General features: G+C 62.4%; 20 protein-coding genes. 7 read left to right on the forward strand and 13 right to left on the reverse strand.

Annotated elements, in window-relative coordinates; all coding sequences use genetic code 11:
• Positions 1–8: 8 nt before the first annotated feature.
• From NKG60_RS25925 to rpmG, 4 genes are all read left to right on the forward strand, one after another.
• Complete coding sequence (locus tag NKG60_RS25925) at positions 9–1,184, forward strand: MFS transporter (RefSeq protein ID WP_352667885.1); 1,176 nt, start codon at positions 9–11, stop codon at positions 1,182–1,184.
• A gap of 110 nt (positions 1,185–1,294) precedes the next feature.
• Positions 1,295–1,756, forward strand: coding sequence for a YqfO family protein (locus NKG60_RS25930; protein WP_352667887.1), 462 nt, complete (start codon positions 1,295–1,297; stop codon positions 1,754–1,756).
• Positions 1,757–1,807: 51 nt separating this feature from the next.
• Complete coding sequence (locus tag NKG60_RS25935) at positions 1,808–2,176, forward strand: YybH family protein (protein WP_352667890.1); 369 nt, start codon at positions 1,808–1,810, stop codon at positions 2,174–2,176.
• A gap of 331 nt (positions 2,177–2,507) precedes the next feature.
• The gene (gene rpmG / locus NKG60_RS25940; protein ID WP_006201775.1) at positions 2,508–2,675 is read left to right on the forward strand and encodes a 50S ribosomal protein L33; all 168 of its coding nucleotides are present in this window, start codon (positions 2,508–2,510) and stop codon (positions 2,673–2,675) included.
• A 68-nt stretch (positions 2,676–2,743) separates the two neighbouring features.
• Here rpmG and NKG60_RS25945 read toward each other — a convergent pair whose 3' ends face one another.
• The 8 genes from NKG60_RS25945 to NKG60_RS25980 form a co-directional block, all read right to left on the reverse strand.
• On the reverse strand, positions 2,744–3,811 hold the full coding sequence (locus NKG60_RS25945; RefSeq protein WP_352865050.1) for an ABC transporter ATP-binding protein: 1,068 nt from the start codon (positions 3,809–3,811) through the stop codon (positions 2,744–2,746).
• Positions 3,812–3,815: 4 nt separating this feature from the next.
• A complete protein-coding gene (locus tag NKG60_RS25950) occupies positions 3,816–4,664 on the reverse strand; it encodes a carbohydrate ABC transporter permease (RefSeq protein WP_352667893.1) in 849 nt (282 codons plus the stop codon).
• Positions 4,664–5,587 carry a carbohydrate ABC transporter permease gene (locus NKG60_RS25955; protein WP_352667896.1) on the reverse strand — a complete coding sequence of 308 codons (924 nt, stop codon included), beginning with the start codon at positions 5,585–5,587 and terminating at the stop codon, positions 4,664–4,666. The genes NKG60_RS25950 and NKG60_RS25955 overlap by 1 nt, the downstream gene beginning before the upstream one ends.
• 172 nt (positions 5,588–5,759) lie before the next feature.
• Entirely contained in the window at positions 5,760–7,037 is a 1,278-nt protein-coding gene (locus NKG60_RS25960) for an ABC transporter substrate-binding protein (RefSeq protein WP_254820140.1), read from the reverse strand.
• A gap of 29 nt (positions 7,038–7,066) precedes the next feature.
• Entirely contained in the window at positions 7,067–8,254 is a 1,188-nt protein-coding gene (locus tag NKG60_RS25965) for a PLP-dependent transferase (protein ID WP_352667898.1), read from the reverse strand.
• On the reverse strand, positions 8,251–8,985 hold the full coding sequence (locus NKG60_RS25970; RefSeq protein ID WP_352865055.1) for a FadR/GntR family transcriptional regulator: 735 nt from the start codon (positions 8,983–8,985) through the stop codon (positions 8,251–8,253). Before NKG60_RS25970 ends, NKG60_RS25965 begins: the two co-directional genes overlap by 4 nt.
• A gap of 462 nt (positions 8,986–9,447) precedes the next feature.
• Positions 9,448–10,821, reverse strand: a complete 1,374-nt coding sequence (locus NKG60_RS25975) for a PleD family two-component system response regulator (protein WP_352667901.1) — start codon at positions 10,819–10,821, stop codon at positions 9,448–9,450.
• A 33-nt stretch (positions 10,822–10,854) separates the two neighbouring features.
• Positions 10,855–11,271 (reverse strand): response regulator, encoded by a 417-nt coding sequence (locus NKG60_RS25980; RefSeq protein WP_352493125.1) that lies wholly within the window; start codon positions 11,269–11,271, stop codon positions 10,855–10,857.
• Positions 11,272–11,443: 172 nt separating this feature from the next.
• On the opposite strand from NKG60_RS25980, the gene NKG60_RS25985 reads away from it, so the two are divergent.
• A complete protein-coding gene (locus NKG60_RS25985) occupies positions 11,444–11,743 on the forward strand; it encodes a DUF3572 domain-containing protein (protein WP_352667903.1) in 300 nt (99 codons plus the stop codon).
• Positions 11,744–11,934: 191 nt separating this feature from the next.
• Here the strand turns inward: NKG60_RS25985 and NKG60_RS25990 are convergent, their stop codons facing one another.
• Complete coding sequence (locus tag NKG60_RS25990) at positions 11,935–13,473, reverse strand: hypothetical protein (RefSeq protein WP_352865057.1); 1,539 nt, start codon at positions 13,471–13,473, stop codon at positions 11,935–11,937.
• 82 nt (positions 13,474–13,555) lie between these two features.
• Positions 13,556–14,131 (reverse strand): GNAT family N-acetyltransferase, encoded by a 576-nt coding sequence (locus NKG60_RS25995; protein ID WP_352667908.1) that lies wholly within the window; start codon positions 14,129–14,131, stop codon positions 13,556–13,558.
• A 68-nt stretch (positions 14,132–14,199) separates the two neighbouring features.
• Here NKG60_RS25995 and NKG60_RS26000 point away from each other — a divergent pair, with 68 nt between their 5' ends.
• A complete protein-coding gene (locus NKG60_RS26000) occupies positions 14,200–15,528 on the forward strand; it encodes a DNA polymerase IV (protein WP_352865059.1) in 1,329 nt (442 codons plus the stop codon).
• Between the two features lie 3 nt (positions 15,529–15,531).
• On the opposite strand, the gene NKG60_RS26005 is transcribed toward NKG60_RS26000, so the two are convergent.
• A complete protein-coding gene (locus NKG60_RS26005) occupies positions 15,532–16,038 on the reverse strand; it encodes a hypothetical protein (RefSeq protein WP_352865062.1) in 507 nt (168 codons plus the stop codon).
• 171 nt (positions 16,039–16,209) lie between these two features.
• On the opposite strand from NKG60_RS26005, the gene NKG60_RS26010 reads away from it, so the two are divergent.
• A complete protein-coding gene (locus NKG60_RS26010) occupies positions 16,210–17,091 on the forward strand; it encodes a DMT family transporter (RefSeq protein WP_352865064.1) in 882 nt (293 codons plus the stop codon).
• 14 nt (positions 17,092–17,105) lie between these two features.
• Here the strand turns inward: NKG60_RS26010 and dnaE are convergent, their stop codons facing one another.
• Positions 17,106–20,633: a DNA polymerase III subunit alpha gene (gene dnaE / locus NKG60_RS26015; RefSeq protein ID WP_352975915.1), complete on the reverse strand. Its 3,528-nt coding sequence runs from the start codon at positions 20,631–20,633 to the stop codon at positions 17,106–17,108.
• 470 nt (positions 20,634–21,103) lie between these two features.
• Entirely contained in the window at positions 21,104–23,116 is a 2,013-nt protein-coding gene (locus NKG60_RS26020) for an acetyl-CoA carboxylase biotin carboxylase subunit (RefSeq protein ID WP_352865068.1), read from the reverse strand.
• Positions 23,117–23,291: the final 175 nt, after the last annotated feature.

Here is a 23,291-nt window from a genome sequence, read left to right on the forward strand (position 1 = left end):
GGCATTTCATGACAGTGGATACCCAGCGAGAGGTCGAGGAACGCGTACACTGGCTGCCGATGGTCGCGGCGATCTCGTCGATCAGCGTCGTCGGCATTGCCATCGGCCTCGGCATGCCACTGCTCAGCGTGATCCTGGAAACGCGTGGCCACTCCGCGTCGATGATCGGGCTCAACACCGCGGTCGCCGGCCTCGCCTCGATCGCCGGCGCGCCGCTCGCCACCCCGCTCGCCATGCGGTTCGGGGTCGCCTGGACGATGCTTGCCATGATTGCGGCCGGGGCGCTGGCCTTTGTCGGTTTCCATTTCGCACCAGCCTTCTGGATGTGGTTTCCGTTGCGCGTGCTGCTGCATATCGCGCTGACGGTGCTGTTCATCCTGTCGGAATTCTGGATCAGCACCTCGGCGCCGCCACACCGGCGCGGACTGGTCCTCGGCATCTATGCCACTGTGCTGTCTCTCGGCTTTGCCGCCGGGCCTTGGCTGTTCGCCCATCTCGGCAGCAGTGGCTTCCTGCCCTTCGGCGTTACCATCGCCTTGGTTACGCTCGCTGCCATACCGGTCCTGGCGGCACGCAACGAGAGCCCGACGATCGTCTCGGACGGCGAAACCAGCAATTTCCTGCGTTACATCTGGCTGGTGCCGACGGCGACCGCGGCCGTGTTGGTGTTCGGCGCGGTCGAGACCGGCGGCTTTGCCCTGTTCCCGGTCTACGGTAACCGCATCGGCTACTCGGAGGCGGACGCCGCCCTTTTGCTCACCATGATCGGGCTTGGCAACGTGCTGTTGCAGATCCCTATCGGCATGATCAGCGACCGCGTCAGCGACCGCCGCTATCTGCTGATGGCCTGTGCCACCGTCGGACTTGCCGGCACGGTCTTCATGCCGTTCTTCGCGCAGAACTGGCATTTGATGGCAGCGCTTCTGTTCGTCTGGGGCGGTGTGGTCGCTGCCATGTACACAATCGGTCTGGCGCATCTTGGCTCGCAACTTTCCGGCCACGAACTGGCCTCCGCCAACGCCGCCTTCGTGCTTTGCTACGGCGTCGGCATGGTGCTTGGCCCGCAGGCAATCGGCATCGGCATGGACGCTTTCGGGCCGTCGGGCTTCGGTTGGGCGCTCGGCCTGTTCTTCGCCTGCTATATCGTGCTGGTCGGCACCAGGCTGCTCCGCAAAATCCTCTGAGTCGGCTCAGCTGCCGACATCGCTCCCACTGCTGACCAACTCCTGACACAACCATGTCAGGAGGGCTCGAGTATATGCTCCCCCAAAGTGCATAAGCAGGGAGACCTCGGATGATCGATAGTGGCTTTGAAACAAAATCGCTGCGGATGGAATTGCTGCTGCTGGTGACCTTTCAGGCACCGGCAGCCGATGTCGACCGCATCATGGCAGCGGTGGTCGCGATCGCGCCGCTCAGAATGGGCAAATATGATAGCAATGCGTTTCAGTCGGCGGACGGCATCGAACGTTACCGGCCCCTTGAAGGTGCCGCCGCCGGCGCCGAGACGGAATTGCGCAGGCGGCCGGGCACTGTCGAAGTGTCGTTCGAACTGCCTGACGACCAGAAGCTCGCCGCTCGCGTCGTCGAAGCGATTTACCAGGTTCACAGCTATCAGGAGCCGGTGATCCGCATTCAGCCACTGCTTGCCAGCCGCTCCAAGGGCCTCGACGACCGCGCCAATCCGAACCGCTGGTGGAACACGACGGGGGACTGGAAGAAGGCGTTGCAACCGGAAACCGTCGCGGCGGAGTGACCGGAACCTGGTCGTATCTCGGTTTGAATTTGGCTGTCAGGAAGCCTGCCAATGGATGATGAAGCAAACCGCAAACCGGCAAGCGATCCCCAGGACCTGGCGCGGCTGTTGGTTTCTCGCGAGCAAGCGGGAGACGCGGAAGGAATGGCTGCTCTTTACGAACCCGGTGCCATCCTCGATACCGGCAACGGACAGTTGGCCTGCGGCAGAGACGCCATCAGCCGATTTTACGCCAAGTTGGTGGCAGCGGGACGAACGTTTGATCTCGGAGATCAGCGTCCGGCTATCATCAACGGGGATTTGGCGCTCACTTCCACGCGCCTTGCCGATGGTACGGTGACTGCGGAAATCGCTCGCCGGCAAGGTGACGGGAACTGGCTTTGGGTGATCGATCAGCCGTCCATCGCTCGATACTCATAGCCAGCATTCAAACTGAGACGCCACCCCGAGCCTGCTTAGGACGGCCGGAGGCACACAGGAGCCTCCCGCGGCCGTCGGCAGCCAATCAAGTTGTCGGGTTCTGGTAGCACATCAATTGTCCGCTTCATCCCCAGCCTCCATCGGCTGGCAATAAACCCGGACAAGCTCATGTGCTACCTAATCCGGACAACTCATCTGCCTGCGACACAGAACCTGGACAAGGGTTGACTTTCCGGGTGCGTTCTTTATGTGTCGCGGCAAGTTTCCCGCGTCCGGGTGTTTCCCCGTGCTCCAGCGGCCAAAACTCCACGAACATTAACGGACGAACATCATGGCCAAAGCCGCAAACATCAAGATCAAGCTTCTGTCGACCGCCGACACCGGTTTCTTCTACGTGACCAGCAAGAACAGCCGCACCAAGACGGACAAGCTGTCGTTCCGCAAATACGACCCGGTCGCCAAGAAGCACGTGGAATTCAAGGAAACCAAGATCAAGTAATCGGGTTTTCTCTCGCAGTACCGAAACGCCGCCTTCCGGGCGGCGTTTTTCGTTTCGGGGGTGCAGGACTAGCCGATGCGATCGCCGCTTGCCGGATCGAACAGATGCAGCGACGCCGGATTAGCCGACAGGCGCACGGCCTCACCCGGCTTCACGCTGGCCCGGCCCATGGCAAACACGCAGACCTGCTGGCCGGCAAGCCTGGCATAGAACTGGGTCGACAGGCCGAGCGGCTCCACCACGCCCACCTCGCCTTTCAGCGCACCATTGTCGGCGAGCCGGATATGCTCGGGCCGCAAGCCGACGGTGATCGCATCGCCATCCCTTAGCGGCATGCCGTCCGGCAGCCTCAGCTTCTGGCCGTCGGCCAGGATGGCATCCGGCTTGGCGCCCTTTTCAACCACCGCAGGCAGAAAATTCATGCCGGGCGAGCCGATGAAACCGGCAACGAACGTGTTGACCGGCCGGTCATACAGATCGAGCGGCGCACCGACCTGCTGGACGAGGCCGTCATGCATGACGACGATGCGGTCGGCCATTGTCATCGCTTCGGTCTGGTCGTGGGTGACATAGACAGAAGTGGTCTTCAATTGCTGGTGCAGCGCCTTGATCTCGGCACGCATGTGGACGCGCAGCTTGGCGTCGAGGTTCGAAAGCGGCTCGTCGAAGAGAAAGACCTTCGGGTCGCGCACGATGGCCCGTCCCATGGCGACGCGCTGACGCTGGCCGCCGGACAATTGCCGCGGCAGGCGCTGCAGAAGCGCATCGAGCCCGAGCCGCCTGGCGGCACCGTCCACCCTTGCATCGATCGCCGGCTTGCCGGCCTTTCTCAGCATCAGGCTGAAACCCATGTTCTTCGACACGTCCATGTGCGGATAGAGTGCGTAGGACTGGAACACCATGGCAATGTCGCGGTCCTTTGGCGCGATGTCGTTGACCAGGCGCTCGCCAATATGGATCTCCCCGTCGGAGACCTCCTCCAGCCCGGCGATCATGCGCAGCAGTGTCGATTTCCCGCAGCCGGACGGGCCGACCAGAACGACGAACTCGCCGTCTGCGATTTCGAGATCGACCGCGTGCAGGACGCGCACGGCTCCATAGTCTTTGCGGACTTTGTCGAGTGTGACGGAGGCCATCGATCTATCCCTTGACGGCACCGGCGGTAAGGCCGGTGACGAGGTAGCGTTGCAGGAAGGCAAAGAAGACGCAGACCGGGATCAGCGCCAGGATGGAAGCAGCCATCATCTGCCCCCAGTCGACCGCGAATTTGCCGATATAGGTGAGCAAGCCGACCGCGAAAGTCTTCTGGTCGTCGCTGGAAATCAGCATCAGCGCAAACAGCAACTCGCTCCAGGCGGCGGTAAAGACGAAGCCGAGCGTCGCGCCCATACCAGGCAGCGTCAGCGGCACGATCACCTTGCGCATCGCCTGCAGGCGCGTGCAGCCGTCGATCATGGCTGCCTCTTCCAGGTCTCGCGGGATGCCGTCGAAGAAGGATTGCATCAGGAAGGTCGCAAAGGCCGTATTGAACGCGGTGTAGATGACGACGAGGCCGGTCAGGCTGTTGATGAGGCCGATCTGTCCCATGATGCGGTAGATCGGCGGAATGACCATCACCAGCGGAAAAGTCTGGGTGAGCAAAAGCAGGATGGCCAAGGTTGCCTTGCCGCGGAAGGAAAATCGCGACATGGCGTAGCCGGCAAGCGTGGCGATGACGGTTACGAAGGCTGCCGTTGACACCGAAACGATAACGCTGTTCAGGAAATAGCGCGGAAAATCAGTGGCTTCGAGCACGGTGACGAAGTTCTGCAGCGTCGTTTGCGACGGCCAGAAACTGATGCCTTCGGAATAGAGCAGCCGCTCCGGCGTGACCGAGATCTTCAACGTCCAGAAGATCGGGAACAGCGCGAAGGCCATATAGGCACCGATGGCGCCGTAAAGGCCGATGCCGCCGAGAATGCGCGAGGAGACGGAGCGTCCGGCAATCATCAGACGTGCCTCACCAGCGAGCGGCGGATGCCTATCAGCGCAATCGCATAGACGATGAGCAGCACAAGCAGCAGCACCGCCACCGCCGAGGCATAGCCCTTGTCCAGCGACTTGAACGCGCTGACGTAGATATAGACCGGCACTGTGGCCGTCGAACCGGCAGGCCCGCCTTCGGTCATGACGAAGATCAGGTCGGCGAATGTGGCGATCCATATCGTGCGCAGCATGACGGTGATGACGATGGTCGGCGCCAGGAACGGCAGCGTCACCTTGGTGAAGCGCTGCCAGGGCGAGGCGCCGTCGATCGCCGCCGCCTCATGCAGTTCCGACGGGATCGACTTCAACGCCGCCAAAAGCGTGATGGCAAAAAAGGGAATGCCGAACCAGACATTGGCGACAATCGGTCCCCACATGGCTGTCGCGGGATCGGAGAGCACGTTGGTTGGCTCGGCTTTCAGTCCCAATGCATAGAGCCAGTGCGGCAGCGGTCCGATGATTGGGTTGAACAGCCAGGCCCAGGTCAGGCCGGAGAGGAAGGACGGCACCGCCCAGGGCAGGAACACCACCGCTTGCACGATCTTTCTGCCCCGGAACGGTGTGTCGAGCAGCAGCGCCAGGCCAAGTCCAAGGAAAAATTGGAAGAACAGGCTGGCTGCCGTCCACCACAGCGTGTTGACGAGCGCCTGCCCGAGCACGGGATCTGACAGCATCGCCTGATACTGCCCAAGCCCGACATATTCGGATTTGAAAGCGGAGAATCTGCGGAACGAGTAGCCGATGCCGATGACCAGCGGCACCAGCAGCACGACGACCAGCAGCACGATCGCCGGGCTGAGATAGAGCCAGGGCTCGATCGCGGCATGGGATAGCCGCTTCTTTCGCGGCCTGCCGGCGGATCGTATTTCGGACACGGCATAGGTCATTTGGTGCTGGACTGTCTCCTGAAGCAGCGTCGAGGACAGCGCGCTTCTCCCGTTACGGTGAAAAGATGCGTGCAGGCAGATGAGAGGCAACACGAGCCACGACAGGTTGGCGCCGCCCCTCATCCGTTACGTCGTGACACCCCCTCCCCTTGAACGGGTGAAGGAACAAAAGCTATTTCTTGTTCTTGGCCATCCAGTCCTGCTGTTCCTTGGTCAGGAACTTGGCCCATTCGTCAGCCACGTCCTTGGCCGCTTTCTGGCCAAGCAGCACTTCCTGAAAATTCTTGATCGCCACCTGGTCGACGAAATTGCCGAGATTTTCCAGATGCGTCGGAGGCGTCACCATCTCGTATTTGTCGCCGTTGTTCAGTTCCTCGAACCAGCCTTTGAACTGCTCGGTCCTGAAGTGAGCGTCCTGGTCGGCGCCGTTGTGGATTGGAATGACGCCGACTTCCTTTGCCCATTCCAGATTATCCTTGGGCGACAAAAGCGTTGCCATCAGCTTCCAGGCATCGTCCTTGTGCTGGGAATTGGCGAACATCGCCCAGCCGGCATAACCGAGCGTCGGGTAGGATTTGCCGCTCGGCCCGACCGGCATCGGCGCCACGGCGAAGTCGTCGGCGCTCATCTTATCGGCGATGCCGAGCAGCGCGTCAGGATCCTGGTTCAGCATGGCGCAGGTGCCGGAATAGAAGCCGGTGACGGTCTCGTTAAAGCCCCAGCTCACCGCATCTTTCGGCGCCAGGCCGTTCTTGTACATGTCGGCGAGCATCTGCAGGCCCTTTACCGAGCCTTCCTCGTTGATCGTCGAGGTGCCGTCCTCGTTGAAATAGCCGCCCTTGCCGGCGGCGATGTTCATGAACATATGCATGCCGTTGAAGGCGCCCGGGCCGCCGCGCAGGCAGTAGCCGTATTTGCCCGGTATCGCAGAGATCTTCTTGGAGTCCTCGACGAATTCATCGAGCGTCGCCGGCGGGCCGTCCAGACCGGCCTCCTTGAACAGCTTCTTGTTCCAGAACAGCGCGTTCAGGTAGTAGCCGTAAGGGATCATGTACTGCTTGTTGTCGACCGTCGAGCCGAACTGCTTGGCACGCTCGCCCAGCGTTTTGGCATCGTCCCATTTGGCCATGTATGGCCCGAGATCCTCGAGTTGGCCGTTGGTCGCATAGAGGCCCATCCAGCGTTCCGGCATCTCGACGATGTCGGGCGTGTCGCCGGCCTGCACCATGGTGAGGAACTTCTCGAACGCCTGGCCCCAGGGCAGCGATACCAGCTCGACCTTGACACCCGGATTGGCCGCCTCGAATTCGGCGATCTGCTTCTTGAGGAATTCGGTACGCGGCGGGCTGGTGATGACCTCGACCATCTTGACCGTGGAATCGGCCAGCACGCTGCCGGCGGAAATCGCCAGACCCGCGACGGCACCAAGAAGGATGCTCAGTTTTTTCATGTTCAGCACTCCCATTTTGAACGGCTCCTTTATCTTTTTGCTCTGTCGAAGGCCTGGGCAACATCCGCCCACAGGTCTTCGACACTTTCCAATCCGACACTGAAGCGGATGGTTCGGGGGCTGACGCCGAAGCGCGCCATCGAATTCAGGCCCGGCGTCTGCTCGAGCGAGGCCTTTGCCGGAACGACCAGGCTCTCATGGCCGCCCCAGCTGACGCCGATTCGAAAGAGCTTCAGCGCATCGACGAAAGCCGGGATGTCGATGTCTTCCGTCACTTCGAACGAGAACAGCCCGGCATAGCCGGCAAGCGTCGCCTTGCCTGGATGGTTGGAATAGGCCGGGTGGTTGACCCGCTCGACATGGCCATGCGCCTTCAGCCGTTCGGCGATGGTCAGCCCGCTCTTCATGTGATGCGGCAACCGCAGCGGCAATGTGCGCAGGCCGCGCAGCAACAGCCAGGCCTCGAAAGGCGAAAGTTTGCCGCCGAGATAGGAATAGGTCTGCTCGTTGATATGTCGGATATGGGCCGCCGAACCGGCCACCACACCGGCGACGGTATCGCTGTGGCCGCCGAGATATTTCGAAGCCGAATGCAGCACCAGGTCGACACCGTGCGAAATCGGCTTCTGGAACACCGGGGTCGCCCAGGAATTGTCGATCGAGGTGATGATGCCCTGCTCTTTGGCCAGCCGCGCCAGATGCGTTATGTCCTGAAGCTCGAACATCATCGACGTCGGGCTTTCCAGGTAGAGCAGCTTGGCGCCGGGAAGTGCCGCGGCGACCGTGTCCGGATCGGAACCGTCGACATAGTCGACCTTGATGTTGAGCCGTGGCAAAAGCCGCTCGAACAGCCGGTAGGCATCGCCGTAGCAATTGCGCACGACGACCATGCGCTCGCCGGCACCGACGAAAGCAAGCACCGTGGCGCTGATCGCCGCCATGCCGCTGGAAAAGCCGCGCGCGGCCTCCGCCCCTTCGAGAGCGGCGACGCGCGCCTCGAACTCCATGACCGTCGGGTTGTCGCCACGCGAATAGATCGGCTGGCGTCGCCTGCCCGCGAATGTGTCGGCCATCTCGGCATAATTGGCGAAGGTGAAGAGCGAAGTCTGGTAGATCGGCGGTACCACCGCGCCGCCGGGGAAAGGCTCGTCATGGGCGAGAAGCGTCGCCGCCTCGGCGAGATAGTCGTTTTCGAAATCGGCGGGATGGTCGCTCATTTCTGGCCCGAAAGTTTGAGTTTGGCCGCACCGCGCTTCAGATCGTCCTCGACGGTGGCGATCAGCTTGAGCGCCTCGGCCCGGGCTCCCTCCGGATCGTGCGTGGCGATGCGTTCGTAGATCGTGCGGTGGTAAGGAAAGCTGGCGTGGCCGAAGTCGCGCACGCCAAGCGGATGCTCCCAGAAACGATGGAACAGTTCGTGCATGGCGGCGATGATCTGCTCGAACAGTGGATTGCCGGACGTGCGATAGATCGACTGGTGGAATTCCCAGTCCTCCTCCGCCGACATGCCGGCGCGCGTGTGAAAGGCCTGCTCCATGACGTCGAGCTTGCGCGCGATCTCGGCGATCTCGGCCTGGCCCGCGCGGACGGCGCAAAGGGCTGCTGCTTCCGCTTCCAGTGCCCGGCGGATTTCCAGCGTCTGCATCAGGCTGGTGAAATCATTGCCGCCGGCCAGCGTCAGCGGCATGTGCAGCATGTCCAGCGAGACCACTCCCTTGAGATAGGTGCCGCTGCCTTGCCGCCGTTCGACCAGGCCGAGCCCTTCCCAGCGCGTCAGCGCCTCGCGCACGGTGTTGCGGCTCACCTTGAGGCGCTCGGCAAGGATGCGTTCGGTCGGCAGTCTCTGGCCGGGCCCGAGAGCTTCCCGCATCACAAAGCCGGCCAGCGCCTTGAGCACCGCGTCGTCACGAGCAGTTGCCTGTATGGGGGAAAGGCCGAATTCGGTCATGCCAACGGGTCACCAAATGGCTCAATGGTCCAACCAATTTCTGCATAGAAGACAGACCCTGTCAACCGACTGCGGGCGCATACGCTCTGCCCAGCCGGCTATTTCAAAGGGCGCTGTCGCTGCCGCGGCAAAAACCCAGCATCTTCGGGATGTTGACGCAGAATCCTGATGTGTTTTGAAAATTGGGGGCCGGCCGGCGTTTGGCAGCGGTACGAGGAGGCCACTATGTGCCAGCGCCGGCCGGCCGACCCCACGGACCCAGGAGATGCGGCGGACCTGAGCATCATGGGGTATTCTTCGGGTCGAACCGGCGATCTAGCCTCGTGCCGGTTACGTCTAAGGGCTGCACATTTGCGCAACAACTTATAGAAATCAACCGTTTCTTAACCAAGCCTCGCAAATCGCTTGGATTAAGGTAAATTCGTAACCTTGTCGCGTTGACCGGGCAATTGCTGTTCGGTGCTAAGCCGCCTTGGCGACGACGCGATTGCGGCCGCCGCTCTTGGCTTCGTAGAGCGCGAGGTCGGCGCGTTTCATCAGCGCCGAGACCGTGTCTACCCCTTTCAGCACCGACGACACGCCAACGCTGACGGTGACTTCGACGGCCTTGCCTTCGGTGCCGACGGCAAACGGCAGCTGGGCGATTTCGGCGCGAATGCGCTCGGCGACCTTTTCGGCTACCGCGCCGTCGGTGTCCGGCATCACCACGACGAACTCCTCACCGCCGAAGCGGCAGGCCAGGTCGATGCCGCGCACATTCTTGCGCAGCCGCCGCGCGAATTCGCGCAGCACGTCGTCGCCGCCGTCATGGCCATGCGCGTCGTTGATGCTCTTGAAGCGGTCCAGATCGGTGATCATCACCGACAGCGGCCGGCGCCGTGCCACGGCGCGGTCGAACAGCGTCTGCAAATGGCTGTCGAGATAGCGGCGGTTGTGCAGGCCGGTCAGGGCATCGGTCACCGCCATCTCGATGGTCTGGGTGACGCTGGCGCGAAGCTGGTCGTTGTAGCGCTTGCGACGCACCTGCGTGCGCAGCCGCGCCGTCAGCTCCTGCTGGTCGATCGGCCGCATCAGATAATCGTTGATGCCGAGTTCGAGGCCGCGGATGATACGCCCCTCCTCGCCCTCGTCCGCCAGAAGGATGATTGGCAGGAAACGGGTGCGATCAAGCGAGCGCAATTGCGAGCAGAGCCTCAGCGGGTCGAAATCGGCAAAGGCCGTCGAGATCATCACGCATTCGTAGGGCAGCTCGGCGGCCTGGAAGAAGCCGGCATGCGGATCGGTGGCGACGTCGAGATCGGCACTGCCGCGCAGCATCTTCTGGATGCGCTCGAACGAGGATTTGCGCTCGTCGACCAGCAGCACCTTGGGCACCGCATCGTCAGTAGCGAAGTTGCGGCTCAAAAGCTCCTCGATGCCGATATTGCGTGTCGTCGAGGCGCGCAGCCGCAGCTCGTCGGTCAGCGACTTCAGCCTGACCAGGCTCTTGACGCGCGTCATCAGCTGCAGATCGTTGACCGGCTTGGTCAAAAAATCGTCAGCGCCGGCCTCGAGGCCGCGCACCCGATCCGAAACCTGGTCGAGAGCGGTGATCATCACGACCGGGATGTGCGATGTCGCCGGGTCGCCCTTCAGCCGCCGGCAGACCTCGAACCCGTCCATGTCGGGCATCATCACGTCGAGCAGCACGACGTCGACCTTGCCGTTCTCGCAGATCTCGATCGCATCCGGCCCGTTGGTGGCGGTCAGGACCTCGAAATATTCGGCGAGCAGCCGAACCTCCAGCAGCCTGACATTGGCTGGGATGTCGTCGACGACGAGGATCCGCGCGGTCATTTCACAAAGCTCCGGCTCGGCTGGAAAGATACATCAGGCATCGCCCAGGTAGGATTTGATGGTTTCGATGAAACGCGGCACCGAGATCGGCTTGGAGATATATGCCTCGCAGCCGCCCTGGCGGATGCGCTCCTCGTCGCCCTTCATCGCGAAGGCGGTGACGGCGATGACCGGGATGACGTGGAGATCATCGTCCTCCTTCAGCCATTTGGTCACCTCGAGGCCCGACACTTCGGGCAGCTGGATGTCCATCAGGATGAGGTCCGGCCTGTGCTTCCGCGCCAGATCCAGCGCTTCCAGGCCGTTGCGTGTGCGCACCGTCTCGTAGCCGCTCGCTTCGATGAGGTCGCGAAAGAGCTTCATGTTGAGCTCGTTGTCTTCGACGATCATAACCTTCTTTGGCATCGATTTCCCGTCCCGGCTGACCTTCCACTCGAAGGGTGCCGTCATGCGCCCCTTGTCGGCACGCACCAAACCTGTTCCCACTATACGGCAATATGATTGACGAAACGGAAACCGGCCGCCCGAAAAGCGTTCGGATTCCAGGTCGGCGAGCTTGCTGCCGGCGACACTTGCCACTACTGCGAAAACAGAACGATTCCGCCCATGAAGGAAGGTAGCGATGGCAAACGCAGCGTCAATGCGCGAGGAAGCGGAAACGATCGCCGTAAAGGCGTTGGGCTTCGTCGCCGCCGATCCGGAACTTCTGCCCCGCTTCCTGGCGATCACCGGCATCGAAGCCCATTCCATCCGCAGGGCGGCCGGCGAGCCGGGATTCCTGGCCGGCGTGCTGCAGTTCATCCTTGCCCACGAGCCGACCCTGATGCGTTTTTCCGAGGAGACCGGAACGCCGCCCGTCGCAGTCGGCAAGGCATTGCGGGCGCTGCCGCTCGGCGACGACAATCATGAGCATTCGATATAAGGAACGATCCCGAGACAGCGGACAGATCGCCGCGGCGAAAACCGCGAGCGCACTCGGGCGTTAACGCCAGCCGGTTCTAGAGCAATTCCAGGAAAAGTGTGAAACGGTTTTCCGTCCGGAATTGTGCAAAAACAAAGACATGGAGCGGTTCGGCGTTTCCGTGAAACGATGAACCGCTCCAAGCTCGGCGCTTAGGGTTTCAACTTCGCCCCTGCCCCGCCATTGTCATTCTCGCCCGAGCCATGATCCGGAACGGTAACATCGCTTGGGTCCATGATGGGGTTGTCCTGAACGGCATCGGCCGGCTTCAGCATGGCGCCGTTGACCGTGACCGAACCGTCTGCCTTGGCGTTGACGACCCATTCCAGTCGACCATCCGGCAGTTCCTTGCCGAATCCTTTGACGGCGAGTGCGAACGGGAAATACTGTGCCGCTTCCGGTTCGGTCTTGGCCGCCGTCTGCAGGGACTCCACGATCTTGTCATAGCCCGCGACATGTACTGTCATCGTCGCCTCCGGCTTCATGCCCGGGAACGTCATCTCCCCTTCCACGGCAACTTCGACGTTGCCATTCTTGGCTATGCTGTGCTCGAGCACGATCTTCGGGTTGTTGGCCATGAAATCGGCGACCAGGGCATCGCCAAACTCGTCCGACAGCGGCGGATCCTTATTGAGATCAAAGGCTTCGATCGCTTTTTTCGCCATCGTGTCGAGATCAATGTTGTCGCCTCCGATGTTCAATTCGAGATCGGTTGGCAGCAAGGCGGCGCTCCAGCTTGGTAAGAGCTGCTGAGGAACAGTCAGCCCTGCCGCCGTGATGCTGTAGTCAATCTTTCCATGGCTGGAGATGCCGCCGATGCTGGTCGTTGCGCTCAAATCACTGAGCCGGAAATCACCCACAGCCGTTGCAAAGGTCAGGCCCTCAAAGCGGTAGGACTCTTCCAATCGTTCCCAAAGGGGCAATGCGCTTGTCAGTAGAGATTTGAGCTCAGCCTGGTTTGCCTTCAGTGAAGCTTCGTCCTGATTGGCGATGGCAAAACCGAGAAGATCGAGGAACGCCTTCGTACGCACGCCATTTCCGGTAATCTCGGCCGACACCCTCGGTGACTTCATCGTGACTGGCACTTTCAGCCCCGTCCCGCCTTCATCGACAATGGCCGTTTCGACGAAATCAGCGATCGTCTGTGTCATGGCAAAATCGACGCCGCCGCCTGCGGATTTGCTAGCGTTCAAGGTCGACGTGCCGGCGCCAATGCTGAGGTCCATCGGCTCCTTGGGATCTCTGGACGTCACTTGCATGCCGGCCATCGAGCCGGCTCCGCTGGTGAACGCCGTCAGCCCCGGATCGTAGATGCCGCTGAACGCGGAGCCGGAGACGGAGAAACGCACCCCTTGCGGTCCCTGGAGATCGACAAAAGCGTTGGATGCCAGATCTGACGACACACTCCAGCTTCCGTCACTGCGCGGTTTGACCAGCATCGCAAAGGGCGCGAGATTGAATGTCAGAGGGTCATTGTTGCGATTTGCCCTAATGAGGGCGTTGAAATCGAAGGCTATCCGATAGGCATCGCCGTCGGTCGAGATCTTCAAAATACCGCTGTCGAGCGCCTTCTTGCCAATGTAACGCGACAGATCATCCGAAAGTTGCTTCGCACCCTGACTATCGATGGCCTGCCCCCAGCTTGGCGTACCGAATGCAAGCAGCAAAACAAATGGCAAAACACGCTTCATGTTAACCCCCATTTTCGACCACTGAACTCAAAGTCGCTTCGAGATTGATCGCAAGATACTGTTACAGCCACGACACGACCAGCTAAAGCACCAGCCGCACCAGCGGCCGGCCCGGCTTGCGTTCGATCAATCGCTGGAACCCGGCCTTTTCGAAGACCCGCGACGAGCCGACGAACAGCCCGATCGAGCGCGAATCCTTCGACAGGTCGATCGGGCAGGCCTCGAGCAGCCGCGCGCCATTTTCCCGTGCGAAGTCGATGCCGCCTTGGACCAGGCGGTGCGACAGGCCCCTGCCGCGTGCCTTGGCGCGGATGAAAAAGCAGGAGATCGCCCAGACGTCTGGATCGCTGGCATCGGCGGGGTCGAGCGGCGCCGACCCCCGGCCCTGGTTATTCCACTCGGGCACGTCGGCGCGCGGGCCGATCTGCATCCAGCCGACCGCCTTGCCGTCCTCGAAGGCCAGCAGGCCAGGTGGCGGTCCGGCCTCGATCCGGGCTTTGATGTGGTCCTTGTTCCGCTCCCGGTTGCTCGCGCGGCGCGCTGCCGGCGACAGCCGGAAATGTGTGCACCAGCAGCCGTAGCAGGCGCCTTGCTTACCGAAAAGATCTTCGAAATCCGCCCAAAGCTCGGGCACTAGCGGCGCTATGGTCGTATTCATGAGCTCTCTCCCGGCCCACCGCCTTGTCGTGGCGTCCGTCGTGACGTACCATTGCATTTGTTCTCTTTATGTTCGCAGCGATGGCGGCTCCTGTCAACAATCCCGAACACGGTTTTTGCCGCGACTGCCTGAGTTTTCAGCGCAGCGAGGCACGCCGTTGCGAGCGCTGCGGCAGTCCACGGCTCGCCCGCCATCCCGAGCTTTACCGGCTGCGCCTTGCCCATATCGATTGCGACGCGTTTTACGCGGCGGTCGAAAAGCGCGACAACCCGGCGCTGAAGGACCGGCCATTGATCATCGGCGGCGGCAAGCGCGGCGTCGTCTCCACCGCATGCTACATCGCCCGCATCCATGGCGTGCGCTCGGCAATGCCGATGTTCAAGGCGCTCGAAGCCTGCCCGGACGCGGTGGTCCTCCCGCCGGACATGGAGAAATACGTGCGCGTCGGCCGCGAGGTGCGCGCCATGATGCAGGCGCTGACGCCGCTGGTCGAGCCGCTCTCGATCGACGAGGCCTTTCTCGACCTCGCCGGCACCGAGCGCCTGCATGGCCTGCCGCCCGCGGTGGTGTTGGCGCGCTTCGCGCTCAGCGTCGAAAAGGAGATCGGCATCACCGTTTCTGCCGGCCTTTCCTACTGCAAGTTCCTGGCCAAGGTGGCGTCGGACTTCCGCAAGCCGCGCGGCTTTTCGGTGATCGGCGAGGCCGAGGCTATCGGCTTCCTGGCCGAGCAGCCGGTAACGCTGATCTGGGGGGTCGGCAAGGCCTTTGCCGCCACGCTCGAGCGCGACGGCATCCGCACCATCGGCCAGCTGCAGCGCCTGGAACACGGTGACCTGATGCGCCGCTACGGCGTGATGGGCGACCGGCTCTACCGGCTTTCGCGCGGCGAGGACGACCGTCGCGTCGTTCCCGACCAGGACGCGAAAAGCGTCTCGGCGGAAACCACTTTCGACACCGACATCGCCTCCGTCGACGAACTGGTTTCGGTGCTGAGGGCGCTGTCGGAAAAAGTCTCCGCCCGGCTGAAAAAATCCGGCATTGCCGGACGCACCGTCGTCCTCAAGCTGAAGACCCAGGATTTCAAGATCCGCACGCGCAATCGCCAGCTCGGCGATCCGACCCGGCTGGCCGACCGCATTTTCTCGACCGGGCTCGAGCTGCTGCGCAAGGAAGCGGATGGCACGAAATACCGGCTGCTCGGCATTGGCGTCAGCGATCTCTCCGACGATGACAGGGCGGACCCGCCCGACCTGGTCGACGTCCAGTCACGCAAGCGCGCCATGGCCGAAGGCGCCATCGACACGCTGCGCGGCAAGTTCGGCCGCAGGGCGGTGGAGACCGGCTATACCTTCGGCAAGGGCCGCGATGCCCATCCGCCCGAACCGGTCGAGGAGTGATAGTCAGGTGCGCCGCAGATCGATCCGGGTGGTAATCACGCGCTCGCCGGTTTTCGGGTCGACGTCGATAACGGTCAGCCGCATGCCGTCCTCGCCGTTCTTCTCGACCGTCATTTGCGCCGTGCGATCGCCATTGACCTCCTTGGCCCAACGGATGCCGAGATTGATCGCGTTGCCGGAGCGGCTGCCGCTCAATTGCGCCGGCCCGGTGCGCGATCCGACATAGGTACCGCTGTATTTCGTCCCGTTGGACCTGAGATCCGCGCTGATGGCGCGCGTTACCACGATAAGACCGCGGCAACTGCCGTCGAGCGACAACGAGCTCGACGTCGCGTCGGAATTGAAGCGGCATGAGACATTCACCGTCGGCGCATCGGTGGTCACCTTGACGATGCCTTTACCGGCGAAATTCCCCTGGAATGAGCGAAGAAAATCCGGATCGTCGGCATGCGCTACGCCAGCCCCGGCCGTCAGGCAGCCGGCAAGTACAAATCGTGCAAGTGATTTCATCGGACCGCTCCTCGTTGGTATCCAAAACACAGCACGCAAACACTGAAGGACCAACGCTTCCCACAGCGGCGGGTTCCGGCTTCAACATCACTGTGCAACGCTGCACGGCTGGCCCAGCCGAATGCGCCGGCTAGCGGTTGCGATGAGCGCTCCGGCTTGCGACATAGCCGCATGGCACCCGCACCCTCGATCCCCAAGGCCGCGTTCTGGATGGCGCTGTCGATCGCCTCGTTCCTGGCGATGTCGGTGGCCGGCCGGGCCACGACGGCCGAACTCAACGTCTTCCAGGTGCTCGAGCTGCGCTCGGTGATCGGCTTTTTCATCCTGCTGCCGCCGGTCATGATGTCAGGCGGTTTTGCGGCGATGCGCACCGGGCGTCCGCTGGCCCATATCGCCCGCAACGTCGTCCACTATACGGGCCAGGCTGCCTGGCTCTACGCCCTGACGCTGATCCCGCTTGCGGTACTGATCTCGATCGAATTCACGACGCCGATCTGGACCGCTTTGCTGGCGGTCGCTTTCCTCGGCGAAAGGCTCTCCCGGCCACGGCTCGCGGCGATCGTGCTCGGGCTGGTCGGCGTTGTGATCATCGTGCGTCCGGGCGTCGGCGCGGTCAATCCGGGGCATGTTATCGTGCTGGGAGCCGCGGTCTGCTTCGGCATCTCGGTGGTCCTCGTCAAGTCGCTGACGCGGACGGACAGCGTCGTGCGCATTATCTTCTGGATGCTGATCATCCAGTCGCTGCTTGGCCTCGTCCCGGCGCTATACGAATGGCGCAACCCGCCGCTCGAACTCTGGCCGTGGATCCTGCTCATCGCCTTCACCGGCATGTCGTCGCATTTCTGCATGGCCCGTGCACTTGTTTATGCCGATGCGACGGTCATCTCGCCAATGGACTTTTTGCGCGTGCCGCTGTCGGCGGTGATCGGATGGCTGCTCTATCACGAGCAGATCGACGCCTTCACCGCTGGTGGCGCCCTGCTGATCCTGCTCGGCAATCTGCTCAACCTGCAGCGGAGAGCACCGCAACCGGCGGAGATCGCCGCTTCATAAGCGTGCGCTAACTCTTAGACCAGTTCCACCTCGACCACGCCCGGCACCGCCCGCATCGCCGACGCTATCTGCGGCGATACGCGGTAGCGGTTGGGCAACTCGATCTCGACCTCGCCCTCGCCGCCTTCCTTGATGACGATGATGCTCACCTGACTGTCGCCACGTTGGCCAAGCTGCGATTGGATTGTCGATGCCGGAGCGTCATTTCTGACGAAGATGCGCAACGCTTTCTGGATACGGCTTGCCTCGTCCTCCAACGACTGCACGGTCTGGATGCGCAGATTGACGCCTTCAGGCCTGTCCTCGGCCGAAACGGTGATCACCACCGAGCGGCCGGGTTCGAGCAGGTCGCGGTATTGCGCCAGCCCCTCGGAAAACAGCACCGCTTCATACTGGCCTGACGTGTCGGAAAACTGCACGACGCCCATCTTGTTGCCGGTGCGCGTCTTGCGCTCCTGCTTGGTGGTGACGGTACCGGCGAGCCGGCCGGCGGCAGCACCGCGTTTGACGGCGGCCGAAAACTCGCCCCAGGTCTGCACCCGCATTTTCTGCAGCGCCGCCTTGTATTCGTCGAGCGGATGTGCCGAGAGATAGAACCCGACCACCTGGAATTCGCGGTGCAGGCGGTCGGCGGCGAGCCAGGGCTCGGTCGCCGGCAGGTTGAGTGCCTGCGACTGTGCGCCGAGCGAGGCGCCAAAGATGTCGTGCTGGCCGGTGACGGCGTTCTGCTGCGCCAAGGACGCCAGCCCCATCATCCGCTCGACGCCGGCCATCATCGCCGCGCGGTCATGACCGAAGCAGTCGAGCGCGCCGGCCATGATCAGGCTTTCGAAAACACGTTTGCCGACGATCTTCGGATCGACCCTTTCACAGAAATCGGCGAGGCTCTTGAACGGTTTTTCGCCGCGCGTGGCGACGATGTGCTCGACCGCCGCATCGCCAACGCCCTTGAGCGCGGCCAGCGAATAGAAAATGCGGTTCTCGCCGATCTCGAAATCCCGGAACGACGTCATCACCGACGGCGCCACCACTTCGATGCCGAGGCGCAGCGCATCCTGGCGGAAATCGGCGAGCTTGTCCGTATTGCCCATGTCGAGCGTCATCGACGCGGCCAGGAATTCGACCGGGTAATGCGCCTTCAGATACGCGGTCTGGTAGGAGACGACGGCATAGGCGGCGGCATGCGATTTGTTGAAACCGTAGTCGGCAAACTTTGCCAGCAGGTCGAAGATGAAGTCGGCTTGCGGCTTGCCGACGCCGCGCTCGACCGCACCCGAAACAAAGCGCTCGCGCTGCTTGTCCATCTCGGCGCGGATCTTCTTGCCCATGGCGCGGCGCAGCAGATCGGCTTCGCCCAGCGAATAGCCGGAGAGCTCCTGCGCGATCTGCATCACCTGTTCCTGGTAGACGATGACGCCTTGCGTCTCCTTGACGAGATGGTCGATCTTCGGGTGGATCGACGCCATCTCCTCTTCGCCGTGCTTTCTGGCATTGTAGGTCGGTATGTTCTCCATCGGCCCCGGCCGGTAGAGCGCGACCAGCGCGATAATGTCCTCGATACAGTCGGGCCGCATGCCGATCAGCGCCTTGCGCATGCCGGCACTTTCCACCTGGAACACGCCGACCACCTCGCCGCGCGACAGCATGGCGTAGGTTTCCGGGTCGTCGAGCGGAATGTGGGCGAGATCGATCTCGATGCCGCGGCGGCGGATCAGCTTGACCGCCCTGTCCAGCACCGTCAGCGTCTTCAGGCCAAGGAAGTCGAATTTCACCAGCCCGGCCTGCTCGACATACTTCATGTTGAACTGGGTGACGGGCATGTCCGATCGCGGATCGCGGTACATCGGCACCAGCTCCGACAGCGGCCGGTCGCCGATGACGATACCGGCCGCGTGCGTAGAGGCGTGCCGATAAAGACCTTCCAGTTTCTGCGCCGTATCGAGCAGCGTCTGCACGATCGGCTCACGCTCCGCCTCTTCGGCAAAGCGCGGCTCGTTGGCGATGGCATCGGCAAGCTTGACGGGATTGGCCGGGTTCGACGGCACCATCTTGCTCAGCTTGTCGACCTGCCCGTAAGGCATCTGCAGCACGCGGCCGACGTCACGCAGCACCGCGCGTGCCTGCAGTGTGCCGAAGGTGATGATCTGGCCGACCTGGTCGCGGCCGTATTTCTGCTGGACGTAGCGGATGACCTCCTCGCGCCGGTCCTGGCAGAAGTCGATGTCGAAGTCGGGCATCGACACGCGGTCGGGATTGAGGAAGCGCTCGAACAGCAGCGAAAAGCGCAGCGGATCGATGTCGGTGATGGTCGTGGCATAGGCAACCAGCGAGCCGGCGCCCGAACCGCGGCCCGGCCCGACCGGAATGTCTTGCGCCTTGGCCCATTTGATGAAGTCGGCGACGATCAGGAAATAGCCCGGATATTTCATCTTCTCGATGACGCCGAGCTCGAAATCCAGCCTCTCGCGATATTGCTCGACGGTATAGCCGGGCGTCGGCCCGTGCGCCGCCAGCCGCGCCTCCAGCCCTTCATGCGCCTGCCTGGCAAGCTCGTGCGCCTCCGCCTTGACCGCAGCATCGGCGTCGGCGACATCGCGGCCGGCAAAGCGCGGCAGGATCGGATTGCGTGTCTTCGGGTAATACGAGCAGCGCAGCGCGATCTCGACGGTGTTGTCGATTGCTTCCGGCAGGTCGGCGAACAGCCTCGCCATGTCGGCCTGGCTTCTCAGGAAGTGGTCGGGCGAAAGGCGGCGGCGATTGTCGGCCGCAACCACGGAGCCTTCGGCGATGGCGATCAACGCATCATGCGCGTCATAGTCTTCACGAGAGAAGAAAAACGCCTCGTTGGTGGCAACCAACGGCAGATCATGGCGGTAGGCGAGATCGACCGACGACTGCTCGATCGCGCGGTCGTAGCCGGACACCCGCTCAAGCTCGACATAGAGCCGGTCGCCGAACAGGCCCTTGAGCGCCAGGAGCCGGGTCTCGGCGAGTTCGCGGCGATCCTCTTTCAAGGCAGTGCCGATCGGACCGCGCGGCCCGCCCGTAAGGCAGATCAGACCGTCGGAGTGGCCCTGCAGCATCTCGGTCGTCAGATGCACCGCTTCGCCGGGCGGTGTCTCGAGGTAGACGCGGCTGACCAGCCTGACCAGATTGCCGTAGCCGGCCTCGGTGGCGGCGATCAGGACGACCGGCCGCATCTCCGGCCCTTGCCGCCTGCGGTCGCGCTGGCTGTCGCTCGCCTCGCCGGAAAAGGCGAGGTCGATCTGGCAGCCGATGATCGGCTGGATACCGTCCTTTACCGCCTTCTGGGCGAATTCCAGTGCGCCGAACAGATTGTTGGTGTCGGTGACGGCGATTGCCGGGCACTCGTCCTGCACTGCATGGCCGACGATCTTGCCGAGCTGCAAGGCGCCTTCGAGCAGCGAATAGGCCGAATGCACGCGCAGATGAATGAACCGACGCGCCGCCGCCTCCGCCCGTGACGCCTTTGCATAGGCCTCGCGCAGCAAGGGATCGCGTGGAAGTCTCTCATCCGCCATGGTTTTTTCGCGCCGCCTCACAAGGACTCAGTTGATGAAGATGTATTGTCCGGCACCGGGTAACACGAGTCCAGCGGTAGCGATTGGAGCTTTGGACGTTTAGAGCAGCCGCCGCAACTGCCGATCTCCCCCCTCGTGGGGGAGATGTCCGGCAGGACAGAGAGGGGCGCTGTCCCGCCAACCTCGGGCCAGGAAACACAAAACCCGCCTCAAAGGCGGGTCGTTGGAGCCAATTAGCACCATACCCAAATTAGTAGCATAGCTGCCGGCACAAAGCAAGAACAAAATACGTTGTGGCGGCAAAAAAATGCGAATTCTGTCTCGTTGCCCAACGAATTGTCTGGTCGCGTTTCTTCGCGCCCCTCTCTGTCCTGCCGGACATCTCCCCCACGAGGGGGGAGATTGGCCGTCACCTCGGCTTTCGCTAATCTCCAACGTCCCAGGCTAGCCTCAGGCGGTTTTTTTCACCCTCACGCGAATTCCATGATCACCGCATCGACGGCAAGGCTGTCGCCGGGCTTGGCGTTGAGCTTCGAGACGATGAGGTCGCGCTCGGCGCGCAGCACGTTTTCCATCTTCATCGCTTCGACCACTGCAAGCGTCTCGCCGGCCTTGACCTCCTGCCCCTCGACAACGGCGATCGACACGACGAGCCCGGGCATTGGGCAGAGCAGCATCTTCGAAGTGTCCGGCGCGATTTTTTCAGGCATCAGCCTTTCGAGTTCGGCAGTGCGCGGCAGCATGGCGCGGGCTGTCACCGACATGCCTTTCCAGGCGATGCGGAACCCGTTCAGTACCGGCCTGACCTGCGCCGCGACCTTGCGACCGCCGACCGTGCCGCGCCAGATGAGATCGCCCGGCCGCCAGTCGGATGCCACGGTCAGCGGTTTGCCGCCGTCGATTGTGAGATCGAGCTCCATCGGAACGGAAATCATGCCTTCGACGATGGCGAGCGAAAGATAATCCCGGCCGATCTTCACCACCCAATCACGTTTCAAAGCGCCCGAATGCGGCGCCAGCCGCCCGCCCAGCCGGTCGAGCCGGTCGCGGCGCAGAAGTTCGACCGCGGTGGCAATCGCGGCCAGCACCGACTTCTCCTCGGCGTCTGGCACGATCGGCGCGAAGCCGTCGGGGTATTCCTCGGCGATGAACCCGGTCGATAGCCGACCTTCCCGCCAGCGCGGATGCTGCATCAGCGCCGCCAGGAACGGTATGTTGTGCTCGATGCCGTCGACGACGAAACTGTCCAGCGCTTCCGACATCGCGTCTATCGCCGCCAGCCGTGTCGGCGCCCAGGTGCACAGCTTGGCGACCATCGGGTCGTAGAACATCGAGATTTCCGAGCCTTCGGTGACGCCGGTATCGTTGCGGATGACGATTTCGCCGAATTTTCCCTCTTCCGGCGGCCGGTATTTTGTCAGCCGGCCGATCGACGGCAGAAAGTTGCGATACGGGTCTTCGGCATAGAGGCGGCTTTCCACCGCCCAGCCGTTCAACTTGACGTCGCTCTGCTTGATGGCGAGCTTTTCGCCGGCTGCCACGCGGATCATCTGCTCGACCAGGTCGATGCCGGTGACCAGTTCCGTCACCGGATGCTCGACCTGCAGCCGCGTGTTCATTTCCAGGAAATAGAAGTTCTTGTCGCTATCGACGATGAATTCGACCGTTCCGGCGCTCTGGTAGTCGACCGCCTTGGCCAACGCCACCGACTGCTCGCCCATGGCTTTGCGGGTCTTGGCATCGAGGAAGGGCGACGGCGCCTCCTCTACGACCTTCTGGTTGCGGCGCTGGATCGAGCATTCCCGCTCGCCGAGATAGAGCGTGTTGCCATGCGCGTCGGCGAGCACCTGGATTTCGATATGGCGCGGGTCGACGATGAATTTTTCGATGAAGACGCGGTCATCGCCGAACGAGCTTTTGGCTTCCGACCGCGCCCGGTCGAAGCCGTCGCGCACCTCTGCCTTGCTCCAGGCGATGCGCATGCCCTTGCCGCCGCCGCCGGCCGAGGCCTTGATCATCACGGGATAGCCGATTTCGCCGGCTATCCTTTCGGCATGGGCGGCGTTTTCGACGACGCCGAGCCAGCCGGGCACCGTCGACACCTTGGCCGCATTGGCGAACTTCTTCGATTCGATCTTATCGCCCATCGCCTTGATGGCCTTGGGCTTCGGGCCGATGAAGACGATGCCTTCCTGCTCCAGCGCTTCGCAGAAGGATGCCCGCTCCGACAGGAAGCCGTAGCCGGGATGCACGGCCTCGGCTCCTGTAGCCTTGCAGGCGGCGATGATCTTTTCCGGGACCAGATAGCTTTGCGCAGCAGGCGAAGGCCCGATATGCACCGCCTCGTCGGCCATTTCGACATGCATGGCGTCGCGGTCGGCGTCGGAATAGACCGCGACGGTGGCGACGCCCATCTTGCGCGCCGTCTTGATCACGCGGCAGGCGATCTCGCCACGGTTGGCGACCAGGATCTTTGAGAACATGCAGGCCTCGTCCCTCGACTGCCCGTCTTTTACGGGCTTCCCGTTTTATGGGCTTCAGGGGGCCGGTCAAGGCAAGTCGGAGCCTATCCCGGATGCAAATCGGCCGGCGCTGACGAAAATCCGGAGTCAGAACGTCGCTTCGTGCATAGCGCAGAGCTGAATGGTAAGTTAAATC

It is taken from the genome of Mesorhizobium sp. M1428 (assembly GCF_040317515.1).
Lineage (GTDB): Bacteria > Pseudomonadota > Alphaproteobacteria > Rhizobiales > Rhizobiaceae > Mesorhizobium.

Excerpts from the sequence above, each read along its gene's own strand:
- NKG60_RS25925 (WP_352667885.1), top strand. The coding sequence starts at position 9 with ATGACAGTGGATACCCAGCGAGAGGTCGAGGAACGCGTACACTGGCTG.
- NKG60_RS25930 (WP_352667887.1), top strand. The coding sequence starts at position 1,295 with ATGATCGATAGTGGCTTTGAAACAAAATCGCTGCGGATGGAATTGCTG.
- NKG60_RS25935 (WP_352667890.1), top strand. The coding sequence starts at position 1,808 with ATGGATGATGAAGCAAACCGCAAACCGGCAAGCGATCCCCAGGACCTG.
- rpmG (WP_006201775.1), top strand. The coding sequence starts at position 2,508 with ATGGCCAAAGCCGCAAACATCAAGATCAAGCTTCTGTCGACCGCCGAC.
- NKG60_RS25945 (WP_352865050.1), bottom strand. The coding sequence starts at position 3,811 with ATGGCCTCCGTCACACTCGACAAAGTCCGCAAAGACTATGGAGCCGTG.
- NKG60_RS25950 (WP_352667893.1), bottom strand. The coding sequence starts at position 4,664 with ATGATTGCCGGACGCTCCGTCTCCTCGCGCATTCTCGGCGGCATCGGC.
- NKG60_RS25955 (WP_352667896.1), bottom strand. The coding sequence starts at position 5,587 with ATGACCTATGCCGTGTCCGAAATACGATCCGCCGGCAGGCCGCGAAAG.
- NKG60_RS25960 (WP_254820140.1), bottom strand. The coding sequence starts at position 7,037 with ATGAAAAAACTGAGCATCCTTCTTGGTGCCGTCGCGGGTCTGGCGATT.
- NKG60_RS25965 (WP_352667898.1), bottom strand. The coding sequence starts at position 8,254 with ATGAGCGACCATCCCGCCGATTTCGAAAACGACTATCTCGCCGAGGCG.
- NKG60_RS25970 (WP_352865055.1), bottom strand. The coding sequence starts at position 8,985 with ATGACCGAATTCGGCCTTTCCCCCATACAGGCAACTGCTCGTGACGAC.
- NKG60_RS25975 (WP_352667901.1), bottom strand. The coding sequence starts at position 10,821 with ATGACCGCGCGGATCCTCGTCGTCGACGACATCCCAGCCAATGTCAGG.
- NKG60_RS25980 (WP_352493125.1), bottom strand. The coding sequence starts at position 11,271 with ATGACGGCACCCTTCGAGTGGAAGGTCAGCCGGGACGGGAAATCGATG.
- NKG60_RS25985 (WP_352667903.1), top strand. The coding sequence starts at position 11,444 with ATGGCAAACGCAGCGTCAATGCGCGAGGAAGCGGAAACGATCGCCGTA.
- NKG60_RS25990 (WP_352865057.1), bottom strand. The coding sequence starts at position 13,473 with ATGAAGCGTGTTTTGCCATTTGTTTTGCTGCTTGCATTCGGTACGCCA.
- NKG60_RS25995 (WP_352667908.1), bottom strand. The coding sequence starts at position 14,131 with ATGAATACGACCATAGCGCCGCTAGTGCCCGAGCTTTGGGCGGATTTC.
- NKG60_RS26000 (WP_352865059.1), top strand. The coding sequence starts at position 14,200 with ATGTTCGCAGCGATGGCGGCTCCTGTCAACAATCCCGAACACGGTTTT.
- NKG60_RS26005 (WP_352865062.1), bottom strand. The coding sequence starts at position 16,038 with ATGAAATCACTTGCACGATTTGTACTTGCCGGCTGCCTGACGGCCGGG.
- NKG60_RS26010 (WP_352865064.1), top strand. The coding sequence starts at position 16,210 with ATGGCACCCGCACCCTCGATCCCCAAGGCCGCGTTCTGGATGGCGCTG.
- dnaE (WP_352975915.1), bottom strand. The coding sequence starts at position 20,633 with ATGGCGGATGAGAGACTTCCACGCGATCCCTTGCTGCGCGAGGCCTAT.
- NKG60_RS26020 (WP_352865068.1), bottom strand. The coding sequence starts at position 23,116 with ATGTTCTCAAAGATCCTGGTCGCCAACCGTGGCGAGATCGCCTGCCGC.